This window comes from Paraburkholderia adhaesiva, from assembly GCF_021390575.1.
Classification (GTDB): domain Bacteria; phylum Pseudomonadota; class Gammaproteobacteria; order Burkholderiales; family Burkholderiaceae; genus Paraburkholderia; species Paraburkholderia adhaesiva.
In genome coordinates, this window is record NZ_JAJEJQ010000003.1 from 51921 (window position 1) to 67770 (window position 15850).

Sequence of the window (15850 nt, forward strand, 5' to 3'; positions counted from 1 at the left end):
GGCTGGTTGCTCAGCGGCACCCGGTTTTGTACGCCTCTTCTGTTGGTCATTCGCGGCGCGGAGCTTGTCCGTCACCCGGCGGCACGCTTTAACCCGCACCGCACCTCATCGCGTGCTTCTGTCGATGCGCAATGCTTTCAGGCCGAACGACGCACGCAGGCATTGTCGTTGCGAACCTGAACACAAATGAACCACGCTTGCTCTCGCGATCGCTAACGCTTGCGCATCTGTCCAACGAGTTTGCCGATCGCCCGGGAAAGCCGCGCAATCTGCCTGTACTGCTCGATCAGATCAACGGCCAGTTGATAGTCCAGCACGTCCGATTTCTGCGCCAGTTGCACATTACCGAGAATGCTCTCCCGCGTCTGTGCGACGAGCGCCTTGATCTCGGGCTTCGAGCCAAAGCTTCGAGAAGCGGGACGCGCATTCGCATCCGTATCGCCCTCTGCATCCACGTCTGCGTCTGTTTGCGCGTCGCCGATCGCCTCGACGACCTGTGCCAGATTCTGAATCACGACTTCAGCAAATCGCGAATTCGCGACGCCTTTCAGGCGCGTGAATTCAATATTCTGCGTCAGCCGTTGTTGACTCATGGACACCAGATTAGTCCCGATAGTGGCACTGATGTTCTCGAGACAGGTGACGATCTGCGTAAAGCAGACTATCTGCACGCCTTCCTGCTCTGATGGCTCATCCTGCGAAATCAGCCCGACGTAGTGAAGAATTTCGGCGGCGAGCCGGTCCACCTCCTTGTCCCGATCCAGCAGCCGGTTGATCTCTTCGATGGACCCGCCCACGACGACGTGTGCGCCGCTACGCACGATATCGACGACCTCATTGCCCAACCGGCTCGATTCCATCCGGACGCGTTGAAGCCCGAGCGAAGGCATCTCGAGGGACGATTTGTCGAGATAGACGGGGTCGCCGATCCGTTTCATCTCCCGCGCGCGCGGACGGACGATCATGCGCGCGAACCGGGCAATCCAGTCCGAGAACCAGATCAGCACCAGGGTATTGCTCACGCTGAAAATCGTGTGGATGTTGGCGACCTGCCGCGGCGTTTCGGCGGCCAGTCTGGCAACGCCTTCCAGTTCAGGAAACGACGGAGATACGAACCGGCCCATCTCGGCCATCTGCGGAATGAAAAACGCCCAGACGACGACGCCAAGGACATTGAATATGAGGTGTACGACAGCCACCTGAATGGCTTCCGCCGACTTCCCTATCGAAGCAAGCAACGCCGTTCCGCAAGTGCCCACGTTCGCGCCCAGAATCAAAGCGATACCGGCTTCAAGCGGCATCAACCCCTGCGCGCCGAGCGCGATGACAATGCCCAACGTAGCGGCAGAGCTTTGCACGATCGCGGTAAAGACCGCGCCGACCACAATACCCAGCAGTGGATGCTTCATGTCCTGCATCGCATCGATGAACGGGGGGAATGTTCTCAGCGGACGCGTGGCGTCGCCCATAAACTCGATGCCAATAAACAGCAGCCCAAGCCCCATCACGATTTCGCCGGCCCGGCGAATCAACATGCGCTTGCCGAATGCGTACATGACGAACCCGGCCGCCAGCATGAAAGGCGCCAGCCTGGAAACATCGAACGCAATGATTTGAGCCGTGACCGTCGAGCCGATGTTCGCGCCCATGATCATCGGCACCGACTGCGTCAACGTCATCAACCCAGCGGAAACGAAGCCGACCATCAACACGGTCGTGATCGTTGACGAATTGAGCAGCGCGGTCACCACTGCACCGGCCAGTACACCCCGGAAGCGGTTGGCCGTGAGTTCGCCAAGCCATGCCTGCAGTCTTGAGCCCGCGATGGCCTTGAAGCCTCCGGTCATGAATTGCAGGCCCAGCAAGAAGAGCGCAAGTCCGCCGACGAGGAGGCCGGACATGTGAACCAGATTCAGGTTTGCCTGTTCGATAGCCGAGGGATCGGGAGTCATGTCTTTGCGCCTCGTGTCATTGCGTACACACCCTGTCTGCCCGCTTCAATGTTCACGCGACCTCGTGCCCGTCCGATTCTTTAGTGGCACGACGATAGCCCCGTTGATCCGGATCGCGACCGTCAACCCGCCTATTCTGTTTCAAAACGGGAAAACGGGGCGGATCCCGGTCATGCACCTGCCAGGCACCATCACTACGCCGTCGAACTGCGTGCCGCTCACCCGTGCAAAACCTGTGTCCGGCACGTGAACGTGAACCTGAATCGGCCACGGTGTCTTCCAGTTCGAGTGGAATTGCCGATGACTTCATCGGCGCGCTTGCACACTGCACCGCAGCAGCAAAGCACACGCTGTCTTTCCAGCTCGGCTGGCAAAAGCCTCCGATTAGCGGCACCACCGCGTTGACTCATCTACGGCAGCGTGCGATCTGGCGGCGGCAAAATCATCGCCGGCTCACAAGCCGCGTTCGCTTCTTCCGCGTCAAATCTCGGGCGACGGATTTTCAATGCGTGCGCCAGCAAAGGTTGCCTCATCAGCAACCTTGAAGCCAGCCCGCAGACGATGAACCGACCCCTTTGAATTCGCCTGTGTACCGCTGAAATGCGCTGTTTCGTCGTTATTTTTAAGTCACGTTTAAGCGGCTATGAGTACCTTACACACCATTAGCCAAACTCCCTTTCATCATAGCCATGACTACAAGTAAAAATCGGAGCCGCGGATTGATCGTCGGCGTTGCAGTGGCGGTCGCCGGGGCCTATCTCGTGGGTCACGAACGTGCCCGCGCAGAAGAGGACCCCAGCGCAAAAACCACTCTGTCGAGTCCTGCCGCAGGCAACAATCAGGCCCCGAATTTTTCGGCGATCGTGGCGAAGTATGGCCCAGCGGTCGTGCACGTCGAGGCCAGAAGCGATGAACAAACTTCGGACGGCGGTCATTCCGGCGCCTTGGGAACGGGATTCATCGTCAGCCAGGACGGCTACATACTGACGAACAATCACGTTGTCGAAGGCGCGGCCCGAGTGACGATCAAGCTCACGGATGGGCGCAAATTTCCGGCACAGGTGATTGGCACGGACAAGCAGGGCGACGTCGCCGTGCTGAAAATCGCCGGCAGTGGATTCCCGACCGTCAAGATCGGCAACCCGGCGAATAGCCACGTCGGCGACTGGGTCGTCGCAATCGGCTCGCCTTACGGCCTCGACAACACCGTGACGTCCGGCATCATCAGCGCGAAATCGCGCACGATGTCCGAAGACAACCCGATGCCGTTTATCCAGACCGATGTACCCGTGAACCCCGGCAATTCGGGCGGACCGCTCTTCAATCTCAACGGCGAGGTCATCGGCATCAATTCGATGATCTACTCGCGCACGGGCGGCTTCCAGGGGCTCTCGTTTGCCATTCCGATCGATGAAGCCATGCATATCAAAGACCAGATTGTCGGGTCCGGACACGCGTCGCATGCCCGCCTCGGCGTTGCCGTTCAGGCGCTCGACTCTTCCACGGCGAACCAACTCGGACTTGACTCGACGCATGGTGCGCTCGTAGCGCAAGTCGAGGATGGCAGCCCCGCGCAAGCTGCAGGCGTCCAGCAAGGTGACGTCATCGTCGCGCTCAACGGCCAGGAAATCGCATCGCCTGCCGATCTGCGCGCACGCGTCTCGCACCTCGACCCCGGCGCGAATGCCAAAGTGACCGTGCTGCGCAATGGCGCAAAACGTACGCTCACGCTCGCTGCCAGCGGCGATGCAACAGGCAACCCAGCGCCTCAAGCCCGCGCGCAAGGCGAAGCGCCGCGTCCGCGACTCGGCGTGGCCGTGCGTCCGCTCTCGGACGACGAAGCGGCGCAGATCGGTGTCGATGGCGGCGTGCTCGTCGCGCGCGCGTCGGGTCCGGCGGCAGCGGCGGGCGTTAGCGTCGGCGACGTGATCCTCGCGGTCAATGGCGTCGAAGTGAGTAACGTCGAGCAGTTGCAGCAGACCATTGCCGAGGCGCGTGGCAAGGTGTCGATCGTGGTCTATCGCGACGGCCAGCAATTGACGCTCAAGGCACAACTCGCGAACACGCGCGAGGGTTGAGCGCGCCACACATCGATTACGTCGATGTGACGGCGAGACGGCAGGCGAAGCGTCAAGGGCGCTTGCGCGGGAAAAGGGTACGCGAGAACAGGTACCGCAACCCGCCAGGAACCTGCGGCGCTTCGGCAGCCTGCCACGCCAGAAGGCCGGGTACGAAGATGACCAGGTCGCGGATACGCCGCGCCCCGGCCAATGCGAGACATATCGCGGGGTCGAGTCCGAGCGCCCCGCCGATCACGATGAATCCGCCTTCTTGCACACCCACTGCGCCGGGCACGAAGAACGCCGCGCTGCTGAGTGCCTGAATCAGCGATTCAATAACGAGTGCTTCCACGAACGTGACGCGCGCGCCGAGAAAAAATAGCGCTGTCCAGATTTCGAGCGAAGTAATCGTGTAATGCAGCGGTTGCCAGAAAAACAGATAGCGAATAACCGCCCCGCGACGACGCCAGATCGCCTTGATAGCTTCGTCCACTTTCCACGACGCAGTCACAGTGCCGACAAGCTTGCCGCTCAACATACGGTTGAGCACGCGCGTCACCCGCTCGAACGGATTGGCGTGCTGGATTAGTGCGAACGCCGCCAGCAGCGGAGCAAGAACGGCAACGCCCAGGGCGAGTTCGCCCGCAAGTCGAAAGTTGCCCGACTTCCCGTGACCAAACAGAAAGCCGATGCCGACAATCGTGAACATCAGCTGACTGATTACGGTTAGCTGCGTATCGACGATCAAACTGGAGGCAGCGAGGGGAACGGGCACGCCGCGTCGCAGCAGGAGGCGAAAGGCTTCGATGTCGCCGCCCACGCGTATCACGGGGAGCAGGCTATTTACGGACTCGCGGATCCAGGTCAGCAGAAACAGGAACCTGTACGACGGCCGGTTCACGCGCTCGAAAAGGATTTGCCACGCCCGTCCGTTGCTCAATATGTGCAGAACGTGAATCAGCGCGGCAAGGACGAGTCCCCAACCAGCAGCATGCAGCGCCGCGAGGACAGCACGTGGATCCTCGCGCCACAGCAACCAGAGTGCAAGTCCGGCACCCGCAAGCGCAGCGAGACCGCCCACGCCTTTCATGGGAACGTCGGACAAGACCGGCCGCAGCACGAAACGTGCAGCAGCGCACTGGCTCGACGAATGCTCACGTCCCAGGACCTCCCTTATCCATCCACTTGAGCTGTGGGCGCAGGCGCCACCTTCGCCCTTGGCCGTAGCATCTGACGTGGAAGCGTCTCGCGAGAGAGTGACCATATCGAATACAGCACGCCTTGCTGACGCAGCGCGTTGACCGCTGCCTGCACGTTGCCGCGCCGGAATGCCTGAAGCGCATCGGCCACGGCTATTGCGCCGTGCATCAGCACACTGGCGTGCCGATAACACGACATCATGCAGGCGTTGCAGGGCTCCGTTTCATCTGGGAGGTGATCCAGGTCGAAAACCGAACCCATAGCCTTGGGCCATGCTTCGCAACGCCAGATGTCGAGATTCCAGTCGATATAGAAGTACTTTCTCCCGCCTATGCACGGCACGCGCTGTTCTTCGCCACGCACGAATCGCTCCACCTCGGCGAGCGCTCCAGACGGATCAAGCACGCGAAAGTGGCGCTTCATACGAACAATGGCGCGCAAGGCATCAAGCAACTCCTGCGTATCGAGGTCGATTAGTTTCGACTCTTCATCGTAGACGAGCGACGTGGATCCAAACGGTGCGCGCCGCGGGTATGAGAAGGAGACGGCGTCGAAACCGAGTTCCGCCAGCGTGTCGGGAAGCGCCTCATAACGGACGAGCCGGCTAACCGTCACAGAAGCACAGGTGAAGATGCCATGCGCGCGCGCCGCAGCAAGGCCTGCGCTGATACGCGGGCCGAGTCCGTTAAGTCCTCGATTCAGTTCGTGCTCGTGGATGTTGGGGCTATCGATCGAAACCAGCAAACGCTTGAGCCCTGCCTGAGCGAGACGTTCGATATGGCGGGGAAGAAACCAGCCGTTGGTGATGAGTGCGCACTCCATGCCGGCCTGCGAAGCCGATGCAACAAGCGCATCTATATCCGGATGAACAAGCGGCTCGCCACCCTGAAACGTGACGTACTTGATGCGGCGTCGGCGCAGGATCGGCAGCGCGCGGGCAAACTCGTCGAGGTCCAGGTAGCGTCGAGGACCTGCCAGTTTTTTGTCGCGCGAAAAGCCACAGAAATCGCAGGCAGCGTTACATACGTTGGTAACTGAAATGTCGCAGACAGCCGGAATAAAATTTTCCGGCGTAGTGACCGCTGTGGCCGCAGTGTCAGTACTCACCGGTTTGGGAGTTGTCGATAGGTTCATATCCACGTCGCCCCATTTCACACGTTACTAATGCCTGGATTCCGGGTGAATTCCCGGGCCGATTTCCGGATTGGCGCACATCGTCCCTGCACCAATTCCGGCTCGCGAAAAGTCGACCGGTTACGACGCATGCGAGTTCAACTGTTGGGCATGACCACCACCTCCTGCTGAGGCGCCACGGATCCTTTCAATGATGGTATCGACCGGATAATGAGCTTTTCGAGCTCAACCACGAGGAAGAACAGGAATGCTCCGGCGACGAGCCAGAGCCACGCCGACAAGGGCAGAGCCTCTGTATCGAAGATTGCTTGAAACGGTAGTGCATAGGTGAACAGAAGCTGCAGCACCACGACACCGGCTATTCCATACCACATGTACGGATTACCCATGTGTGCACGCAAGGACAGCGATGAATTGAGCAGGTACCGGCTGTTGAAAAGATAAAAGACCTGGCCAAGTGTGATGGCGTTGACCGCAGCCGTGCGCGCCATCTGATCCGAAGTTCCTTGGGCCTTCATCCAGAAGAAAGTCGCGAGCGTATAGATCACGAGCGCCGCACCGACGAACAGAATGCGCCAGATACCGAAACGGGTGACGATGGGCCGGTCGACTTCACGCGGCGGCCGGCGCATGACGTCTGCCTCATGCGGCTCGAAGGAAATCGCGAGACCGAGCGCGACGGACGTGACCATATTCACCCACAGCACCTGAGGCGCCGTAATCGGCAGCGTGAAGGCGAACAGGATAGCAACCGCGATCACGACGCCCTGAGCGACATTGGTCGGCAAAACGAACAACATCGCCTTCTCGATGTTGTTGTAGACGGTGCGCCCCTCCTTCACGGCTGCGGAGATCGAGGCAAAATTGTCGTCGGCGAGGATCATCCCCGCTGCCTCCTTCGTAACCTCGGTGCCCTTGATGCCCATTGCGACGCCAACGTCCGCCTTCTTGAGCGCCGGCGCGTCATTGACGCCGTCGCCCGTCATGGCCACGACCTGCCGGTTGGCCTGAATGGCCCTCACCAGCCTCAGTTTGTGCTCCGGACTTGCACGGGCAAAGACATCGACGTCACGCACGCATTCCTGCAGCGCCGCGTCGTTCATCGCTTCGATCTCCGTGCCGGCCACGGCAGTCTTTCCGTCGCCAATCCCGAGCATTCTTGCGATCGCGGCTGCAGTAATCTTGTGGTCGCCCGTGATCATCGTGACGCGAATACCACCGCCGTAGCATTCACGCACGGCTTCTATCGCCTCCTTGCGCGGCGGGTCCATGAGGCCCACGAGGCCTAGCAGCACGAGGGTTTTCGGCAAATGCTGCGGACCGAGCCCGCCCGCTTGCAGCCCCGGGTTCGGCAGCCACGCGAGCCCCAGCACGCGATTACCCTGCGCGGCAAGCCGGTCACCCTCCCTCGCGAAACGGTCGCGATCAAGCGGCGCTGGACCTTGCGCCGTCTGCTGACGGTCGCAATGCTCGAGGATCACTTCCGGCGCGCCCTTGACCAGCAACATCTCGCCGTCCGTCGAGCGATTCAGCGTCGCCATGAACTTGTGCTCGGACTCGAAAGGGATCGCGTCGATCCGCGGTGCGGCGGCTGTCTCGGCGGTCCGGTCCATGCCGAGCTTGGTCGCGAACGGATAGAGGGCGGCCTCGGTTGGGTCGCCCTCGACTTTCCATTTGCCGTCATCTTCGAAGAGTCCGGCGTCGTTGCACAAAATGGACACGCGACCCATCAGCGAAAGCACCTCGGGCGCTGCGCCGAGCCGCGTACCGCTCTCGTGAATCTCGCCTTCTGGCGCATAGCCGTCGCCGGTAATCTCATACGCCGACTCCGCCGTCACGACGGAGGTCACCATCATCTCCATCAGGGTAAGCGTGCCCGTCTTATCGGAGCAGATGCGCGAGACGGAACCCAGCGTCTCGACCATCGGCAGGCGGCGAATGATGGCGTTACGCTGAGCCATGCGCTGCACGCCGATGGCGAGTGTGATGGTGATCAGCGCTGGCAGGCCTTCCGGAATGACCGACACCGCAATGCCGACGACCGCCTGAAAAAGTTCGACGAACGTCATGTGTCCGAGCCAGTGGCCCCACGCGAAAAGCAGTGCGCTGACGCAGACGATCACCACGGTGATGACGTAGCCGAATTTCTTGATCTGGCGTAGCAGCGGCGTCTCGAGCACGCTGACTTCGGCGAGCATCTGATTGATCCGGCCGAGTTCAGTCTGGCTCCCGGTCGCCACGACGATACCGGTCGCCCGTCCGGACACCACCATCGTGCCGGAAAAAGCCATGTTCTCGCGGTCGCCGACCGTGGCTTTCGCGGATACCGCAGCGGGGCTCTTCTCGGACGGGACGGATTCGCCCGTGAGCGCCGCTTCCTCCGTACGCAGGTTCTTGGTATCGGCAAGGCGGATGTCCGCGGGAATCTTGTCGCCCGATTCCAGAAGCACAATGTCGCCCGGCACAACGTCTTCGGCGGGGATCAGGCGAACCGCCCCGTCACGCAAAACGCGCGCCTCCGCAGAAAGCATGTTGCGAATCGAATCGAGCGCCTTTTCAGCACGTCCCTCCTGGATGAAGCCAAGCAGCGAATTGAGCACGACGACGGCGAAGATGATCGAGGCGTCGAGCCACAGACTCAGCATCAGCTTGACGAAGCCGGACACCAACAGAACGTAAATGAGGATGTTATGAAACTGCGCGAGGAACCGTATGACCGGCCCACGTTTCTTGCCCTTTGGCAGGAGGTTCGATCCGTACGTGCCGAGCCGTTTGGCCGCTTCCCCGGCATCGAGGCCTTGCGAAAGATCGGTGTTGAGCTGCCGCTCGAGCTCGTCTACCGGCATCGCGTGCCACGCCGTGGCATCCACGCCTGAAGCCGCAATCTCAGACAAGTTCATTCGCCTCTCCTGATTGCAGGGGGTTTCGGTCCAGGGCATCGGCCCCAACCGTCAGGACAGCTCGTTGCTCGATCGGTCCGGTCACTTACTCACCCTGACCGTGAAGATATACCGCAGTTCGCAAGGCGAGACTCGCAAGGCGGCCAGGCGCCGCATAGCCAGCGATACCAGCGTTAGTAACGACGCATTCGCGCTGCAACACGACCGGATGCTTTGTCATCGGGTCAGTCCGGGCAAGCGAGGCGTCTGCCTGCCCCGGACCAGCGACTAAAGGACACAAGCGGAAACAAGCGGAAACAAGGAAACAAGCCGGCAAATCCGGCTTCCGCGTATTTCCGGCGGCGTCGACCCTTCGTCCGTCAATGAGGCGGAGCAATGCCTGGTCCTGCCTGACCGCCAGACAGCCCCGATTCGCCAACGGATGGATGCAGGCCGCGGAGGCGATTGTGCAGCCACGCGTCGAAAGCGTCCTGCACTTCGGCATGCCGCAGCGCAAAGTCAACCGTTGCCTGGAGGTAACCAAGCTTGGTGCCGCAGTCATAGCGCTTGCCAACAAACTCATAGGCGAGCACCTGCTCATCCTTGAGCATCGAATGAATCGCGGGGGTTAGCTGGATCTCTCCGTTCTCGGCAGGCCCCAAAGCGCGCAAATGGTCGAAGATGCTCGGCATCAACACATAGCGCCCGGCAACACCGAAGCTCGATGGCGCGACCTCCGGCGACGGCTTTTCGACAATACTGGAAACGTTGATCACGCGTTCATCCCAATGCCGTCCGTCGATCACTCCATGGCTCGATGACTCATGCGAATCGAACTCCTCGACTGCCAGCACCGACGAATCGTAGTGGCTGAAAATATGAACCATCTGCGCGAGGACCGGCGGCTGTCCCGCAAGCAGATCATCAGCAAGAATGATCGCAAAGGGTTCCCCATCGATCAATTTCTCCGCGCACAGCACAGCATGGCCGAGACCGAGCGGTTCAGCTTGTCGGACGTAGACACATTCAACCTCAGGGGGCTTGATGCTCTGCACGAGTTCGACGAGCTTCTGGCTTCCACGTGCTCTCAGCACATGCTCAACCTCGTAGGACTTGTCGAAATGATCTTCAATGACGCGTTTGCCGCGGCCAGTAACGAAGATCAGTTCAGTGATGCCTGCAGCTATCGCTTCTTCAACGGCGTACTGGATGAGTGGCTTGTCGATGACCGGCAGCATTTCCTTCGGACTCGCCTTGGTTGCCGGCAGAAAACGCGTATCGATTCCCGCCACCGGGAACACAGCTTTATGAACACCAAGCATGATGAACTCACCCTATCAGGTCGGGGGAACAAAACGGCATCGAGCATCGCCTGGATCTGTGACACTGCAGCCTCGCCACACCTGCCAACCGACGGCCGAACTGCCCTCCCACGCACAACGTTAGCCAACTTCAAACCGCTCTTGCCTGCCCCCTTATGAAATAGAGCCTCATCAACATGCGTCAGGCTAGCCGCAAAGTCACGTTCGCTGCGCACTCGCACCATTTCGCAGATGCCGATCGAACTTGTCGTGCCGGTATCGGCTACCGATCTACTTGAAGAAATTGATAGCAGGAATGCACGCTAAATTTCAATTCAGGCCCGCAAAAAATTCCTGGCAACACAATAAAAAGCACTGCTGATCGGCAAATTATTCCGTGCCCCCGCACTACATACGTCAGAAATAAATTTATCTTCAGCAGATCATCTGCACTCTGGCGAATGATAGCCGCAAATCCAATGAAGTCCCGCGATATTAATTAGCCATTGTGCGCAATTGGACTATTAGCCGTTTCAAAAATTATTCTGGCAATCACTGTGACACCGGCGCGCTCTCGGTCAAATCGCGTCAGGCAGGCCGCGAAGGCGCGTGACGATAACTACCATAACTCTGCGTTGCCATTGTAGAACCGCAGCAGTGCCCCGATGATGGCCTTGACATTACAGCACTACGAACGCGGCCCCAATACGGCGCTGTCGCGGAGACCCCGTGTCCTCGGTTGCAGAAAATACGTGCCCACCGAACAGCAAGAAAGAATTCCGGTTCGGTCGAATAGTCAAAGACCTTTCTTAACATCAGGGGCGTGCCGGTTCGAAATCGTATCGCGCCCATACATTTGGCCATGCGTCGATCCGCAACTATATTACCGGGCATCATTCGCCAAAACAGGCGAACGACGCGGCACCGGGCACATAATGCAATTGCTCCGCCTTGTATAGAATGAAAATTTGAGTGGGCAATGCATTCTTCGCAATCCGCGTGCGGTAAGCGTTCGGAAACATCTGCGTAAATCGCAGAACTTTTCATGACGGAGGCGTAATGTCCGACTTGTCCGCCCGGATCCGGGAATTCGTCGATGAAATTGCAGCGAGCGTCGCTGTGATCGCACGCGACGAGAGGGGGCAACTCGCCGTTTCTGCCTGCAATGATCAGTTCATTCAGATGACGGGTGGCAGGCAACCCGGCGCTGTCAAATCGCTACCAGCACCGCTCGATACCCTGCTCCCTAACTATGCCCGCAGCGAGTTTCGACAGTTAATCCAGGAGTGCTTTGACACCGGCGTCGCCCGGGAACTCGAGCAGGCCTATGACTTGAGGGACGGGACACACTGGTGGCGCTTGTCGTTGAAACCGTTCAGGCACGTCGAAGGCGATCAGACGAAGTTTGAGATCCTCGTGACAGGCCTCGAAATCACTTCGAAGATGCTGCTGACCCATGAACTTGAAGTCAGCACCTCCCGGTTCCGGTCTGTCGTCGACGCCGCCTATGACGCGATCATTACGATGGACCAGCAGCACTGCATCACACTGTTCAATCGTGCCGCGGAACATCTTTTCGGCTACACGTCCGCAGATATGCTGGGACAGCCCATTACGAATCTTCTCCCCGAGCGTTACAGGGCCAATCATTCCCAATATGTAATGCAGTTCGCCCGGTCTCCCGTGCGTTCACGGCAGATGGATGAGCGCAACCGGGTGTACGGACTGCACCGGGACGGTACGCTGCTGCCGGTCGAGATTGCGATATCGAAGATCAATGTCGGCGGATTGATCGAATTCACTGCGGTCATCCGGGACATCGCCGATCGTGTCCGATTGATGGATCTGCTTCAAAAGCAGGCCGTGACGGACGAACTAACCGGCCTGCCGAACCGCAGGGAATTTACCGACACCGTAGACAACATCCTTTACACCGATAAGGATCTCTCGGTTTTCATCCTCGACATCGATTACTTCAAAAAAATCAACGACAGTTACGGACACGATATCGGCGACGAGGTGCTCCGCGTTCTGGCCAAGGTTGCCATGAGTTGCGACAATCGCATTGGCGTTTTCGCCCGCTGGGGCGGCGAAGAATTCGTTGCGGCGTTGCCGGGTCTGGGAATCGAACAAGCCCAGGCCGTTGCGGAAAACCTGAGGACCGTGATCGAACAGCATCAATTCGAACACAACTGGAGACTCGGCAAGCCGATTCCGTTCACGGTTAGCATCGGTGTCACGGAGCGGCTACCCGGCGAGCGAGACGTCACGGCGCTCGTGAAGCGTGCGGATGAGGCTTTGTATCGCGCGAAGGAAAATGGCCGGAACCGGGTTGAGGTCAACTAGCGTAGAAGGTCTGTTGAGGCGGTGTGATGGCAGCACGAACGTCCGCCATCCGCAAAACAAGGCTCTTGAGTGCGATTCACGCGATCGAGCGTGTTCCAACGGCGTCCCCGCTATGCGAGCACTCCGGAGCATTCGCATGACCGCAGCAAGATCCCATTCAAGAAATGCCTGTGGGCACGCGGCGGGTCGCCGCCGAACCGACGCACCACGACAGGTACATCTCCTCACGCGCAGCGCAAATCAGAAAATCCGGACTGCAAGATCCGTCGTGTTCACTCCTGTTACCGCGGATTCGAGCGTCCCGTCTTGCTCTTTGATTGAAGCGTTGATCACGCGTACGCACGACGCGTTGACTGCTCCGCATCAGCGCGCCGGTCATTCATGACTTGGCTGCGCGCTTCCGGGCACCGGACGATGACTTCACTGCACGGCCCGTACGTGGCGCAGCCGCACCTGTGTCGGGCAACTTCTGGGGAAGGGGCTCGCGTTCCTGCGTCTGCCCGCCGTGACTCGCCCGCAGGGCGTCCAGATGTCCTTCCAGCACGCCCGCCCGATGACGAAGATCGCCTAGCTGCGACTGTAACGACTGGATTTCGGCGCGCGCCCCCTCTTCGAACCGGGCGGCACGTTTTGCGGCAGATTCGAACTCGCGCTGCAGCCGTGCATTGGCTGTGCGCTCACGCTCGATTTCCAGCGACGCGCGCTTTTCCGACGCCTGAAGACGCGTTTCGGCAAGTTCGGTGCTCGCCCGCTGCCTTTCGAGCTGGGACGTGAAATCAGCACGCGTCTGCGCGAGCGCGGCTTCGCGTTCGCGGGCCTCCTGCTCGAGGCGTGCAATTTCGCCCTCCAGCGAACCTCGCGTGGACTCGGCGCTCGCCTGTGCTTGTTCCAGTTCGTGGATGCGAACCTGCGCAGCGAGCAACGCGCTAGTCCGTTGCTCCAGCGCCGTTTCCGTGCGCGCGAGATCGGCCTCGCGCGCGGCGACTGATGCTTCGGCCGCCCTGCGCGCTTGCTCAACCTCATCGCGCAACACGACGAGCGACGCCTGCGCCGCCGTGGTTGCGCGCGTCCATAGCGCGCCGATGAATTCACCGGCCGCGCCTTGCAGGTCCTCGGGCAGATCTGCGTGCTCGATTCGCACCCGGCTCTTTTCACGCAAATCGGACCAGAACTCCGCGAGCACGGCCGTGGGTGTGCCCATGCTGCCTCGATGCACCAGTTGATAGAGCCGGTTGGCCGTAGGCGTGATGCCGAAACGGAAGAACATCAGCGCGCAAACTTCGCGATAGAGCTCGCGGGTCTTCGGGAATTCCGCCTTGAGCCGGTCGATGTCGGCGGCAAGGCGGGCTTCATCAGAAAGGGGATCGGACATGAGTCGGTGATCAGAGCGATGAACGTAAATAATATAGCGTAAAACGTTAAATTCCCAACCTCACCACGACAGCCACCTTGCAGGCGTCAGTGTCGCGAGGGCGATGCCGACCGGGACGGCGAACGCGTCCGCCAGCGCCTCATCATCCCCTGCTTTTTGCTGCGATGGCGCGAGCCCAGCGATCAGCGACGTGATTCAACCCATCGCCAAAATCCCCCGAACCTCCATTCATATCGATGCACGTCCGCCGAGGTCGTCCGACCAGATTAAACGCCTCGCACAAATTCTTTGAATTTTCCGTATCACAAATCAGTCGGCGACCCGACGTGCCCCTGCGCAACCCCAGCGCGTCTCACCAGTTAACACGAGGCGTCGCATGCGACGAATTTCCGCATCAATAAGTGGAAACCCCGATTTTCCACCAATATTTGTCGCAACGCATGGAAACTCGACTTCACGCCAATTGCGATACAGATATCTACGTATTTTTTGTATTCTCGTATCACTTCAGACGTCATCCGAAATGACTAGATCTGTTGAACCCGAATTACCCAACCAGGAGGAAGGATATGGCCACGATCAAGGAACGCCTCTCAGACAAGATGGAATTCCCACCTGAGACCCAGCAGCCCAATGTCTACCCGCTGTCGTGGAACAGCCGGACGAAGAAACTGCAGGAAGTCTGGGAAGCAGCACTTCGCGAGAACTGGGATCCGGAAAAACTGCCGTGGGACACCCTCGACCTCGACAGCTATAGCTGGGAAGAGCGCGAGTCGATCGCCTACTGGTGGACGCTTCTGTCGGTGTTCGACGCCTCGGCGCCCCCGGTTTTCGCCGAAGCCCTAATCAAGACGTACGAAGTCCACGAAGAAGACCCCGTGCGCAAGTGCTTCTTCTCGGTGACGCGCGACGAGCAGAATCACGAAATCATGTGCGGCCTCGCGATCACGAAGCTGCTCGGCCATCCGGACCCGCTCACGTACCAACCGAAGACCGAACTCGGCAAGCGCCTGCAGAAGAACGCGCAATGGCTGTACTACAACGGCGGCCGCTACTGGACCGGCTACAAGCAGGCCGTGCCGAAGTACGACCTCGCGGTGCTGTTCAGCTCGTTCCTGATGGGTGAAATCGCCGCTGCGACCATCTTCAAGCAGATGTACGAAAACAGCCGCGAACCCGTGTTCAAGGAAGGCTTCAAGAACATCGGCCGCGACGAAGGCCGCCACATGGCGATCTGCATGGCCGTGATGGAACGCGACTACCCGGGTCTGAAGGAAGAAACGAAGAGCATCGTCACCAAGCAGATCCGCGCTGGCTACCTGTTCCTGTCCGCCGTGCTGTTCGAGCCGCCGATGGAATTCTGGGATCTCCCGAGCGACTTCATCGCCACTCAACGCGAAGCTGAAGAAGTGGCCCGTCGCGCCGGTTTCGGCATCCCCTCGTATGAGGCGAAGCTGGAGAACTGGAAGAACGCGATGATCAACCTGAAGGGTGTGCTCGACCGCTACAACATTCCGTTCCCGGCGATTCCTGAAGTTGGCATCACCGGTCAGGAAATCAGCGACATCGAGATGGAAGACATCATCCCGGTGTTCTGATTCCGGCT

Annotated in this window: 9 protein-coding genes; 3 read left to right on the forward strand and 6 right to left on the reverse strand. The window is 59.5% G+C overall.

Features of this window, described 5'->3' with window-relative positions; all coding sequences use genetic code 11:
* Nucleotides 1–212: 212 nt before the first annotated feature.
* Complete coding sequence (locus L0U80_RS24295; RefSeq protein ID WP_233871728.1) at nt 213–1952, reverse strand: Na/Pi cotransporter family protein; 1740 nt, start codon at nt 1950–1952, stop codon at nt 213–215.
* Between the two features lie 689 nt (nt 1953–2641).
* Between L0U80_RS24295 and L0U80_RS24300 the strand changes: the two genes are divergently transcribed.
* Nucleotides 2642–4030 (forward strand): trypsin-like peptidase domain-containing protein, encoded by a 1389-nt coding sequence (locus L0U80_RS24300; protein WP_233871731.1) that lies wholly within the window; start codon nt 2642–2644, stop codon nt 4028–4030.
* A 52-nt stretch (nt 4031–4082) separates the two neighbouring features.
* Here L0U80_RS24300 and L0U80_RS24305 read toward each other — a convergent pair whose 3' ends face one another.
* From L0U80_RS24305 to galU, 4 genes are all read right to left on the reverse strand, one after another.
* The gene (locus L0U80_RS24305; RefSeq protein WP_233871734.1) at nt 4083–5102 is read right to left on the reverse strand and encodes a flippase-like domain-containing protein; all 1020 of its coding nucleotides are present in this window, start codon (nt 5100–5102) and stop codon (nt 4083–4085) included.
* Nucleotides 5103–5185: 83 nt separating this feature from the next.
* Nucleotides 5186–6346 (reverse strand): radical SAM protein, encoded by a 1161-nt coding sequence (locus L0U80_RS24310; protein WP_233871737.1) that lies wholly within the window; start codon nt 6344–6346, stop codon nt 5186–5188.
* 137 nt (nt 6347–6483) lie between these two features.
* Nucleotides 6484–9246, reverse strand: a complete 2763-nt coding sequence (locus L0U80_RS24315) for an HAD-IC family P-type ATPase (RefSeq protein WP_233871740.1) — start codon at nt 9244–9246, stop codon at nt 6484–6486.
* A 359-nt stretch (nt 9247–9605) separates the two neighbouring features.
* Nucleotides 9606–10547, reverse strand: coding sequence for a UTP--glucose-1-phosphate uridylyltransferase GalU (gene galU, locus L0U80_RS24320; protein ID WP_233871743.1), 942 nt, complete (start codon nt 10545–10547; stop codon nt 9606–9608).
* 1038 nt (nt 10548–11585) lie between these two features.
* On the opposite strand from galU, the gene L0U80_RS24325 reads away from it, so the two are divergent.
* Nucleotides 11586–12872 carry a sensor domain-containing diguanylate cyclase gene (locus L0U80_RS24325; RefSeq protein ID WP_233871748.1) on the forward strand — a complete coding sequence of 429 codons (1287 nt, stop codon included), beginning with the start codon at nt 11586–11588 and terminating at the stop codon, nt 12870–12872.
* A 379-nt stretch (nt 12873–13251) separates the two neighbouring features.
* Here the strand turns inward: L0U80_RS24325 and L0U80_RS24330 are convergent, their stop codons facing one another.
* A complete protein-coding gene (locus L0U80_RS24330; RefSeq protein ID WP_233871751.1) occupies nt 13252–14244 on the reverse strand; it encodes a DNA-binding protein in 993 nt (330 codons plus the stop codon).
* Nucleotides 14245–14813: 569 nt separating this feature from the next.
* On the opposite strand from L0U80_RS24330, the gene L0U80_RS24335 reads away from it, so the two are divergent.
* The gene (locus L0U80_RS24335; protein WP_233871754.1) at nt 14814–15842 is read left to right on the forward strand and encodes a hypothetical protein; all 1029 of its coding nucleotides are present in this window, start codon (nt 14814–14816) and stop codon (nt 15840–15842) included.
* The last annotated feature ends 8 nt before the right edge of the window (nt 15843–15850 follow it).

What these genes read in the sequence shown, in the direction of transcription:
- L0U80_RS24305 (WP_233871734.1), bottom strand. Translation starts at nt 5,102, where the DNA reads ATGAAAGGCGTGGGCGGTCTCGCTGCGCTTGCGGGTGCCGGACTTGCA.
- L0U80_RS24310 (WP_233871737.1), bottom strand. Translation starts at nt 6,346, where the DNA reads ATGAACCTATCGACAACTCCCAAACCGGTGAGTACTGACACTGCGGCC.
- L0U80_RS24300 (WP_233871731.1), top strand. Translation starts at nt 2,642, where the DNA reads ATGACTACAAGTAAAAATCGGAGCCGCGGATTGATCGTCGGCGTTGCA.
- L0U80_RS24295 (WP_233871728.1), bottom strand. Translation starts at nt 1,952, where the DNA reads ATGACTCCCGATCCCTCGGCTATCGAACAGGCAAACCTGAATCTGGTT.
- L0U80_RS24315 (WP_233871740.1), bottom strand. Translation starts at nt 9,246, where the DNA reads ATGAACTTGTCTGAGATTGCGGCTTCAGGCGTGGATGCCACGGCGTGG.
- galU (WP_233871743.1), bottom strand. Translation starts at nt 10,547, where the DNA reads ATGCTTGGTGTTCATAAAGCTGTGTTCCCGGTGGCGGGAATCGATACG.
- L0U80_RS24330 (WP_233871751.1), bottom strand. Translation starts at nt 14,244, where the DNA reads ATGTCCGATCCCCTTTCTGATGAAGCCCGCCTTGCCGCCGACATCGAC.
- L0U80_RS24325 (WP_233871748.1), top strand. Translation starts at nt 11,586, where the DNA reads ATGTCCGACTTGTCCGCCCGGATCCGGGAATTCGTCGATGAAATTGCA.
- L0U80_RS24335 (WP_233871754.1), top strand. Translation starts at nt 14,814, where the DNA reads ATGGCCACGATCAAGGAACGCCTCTCAGACAAGATGGAATTCCCACCT.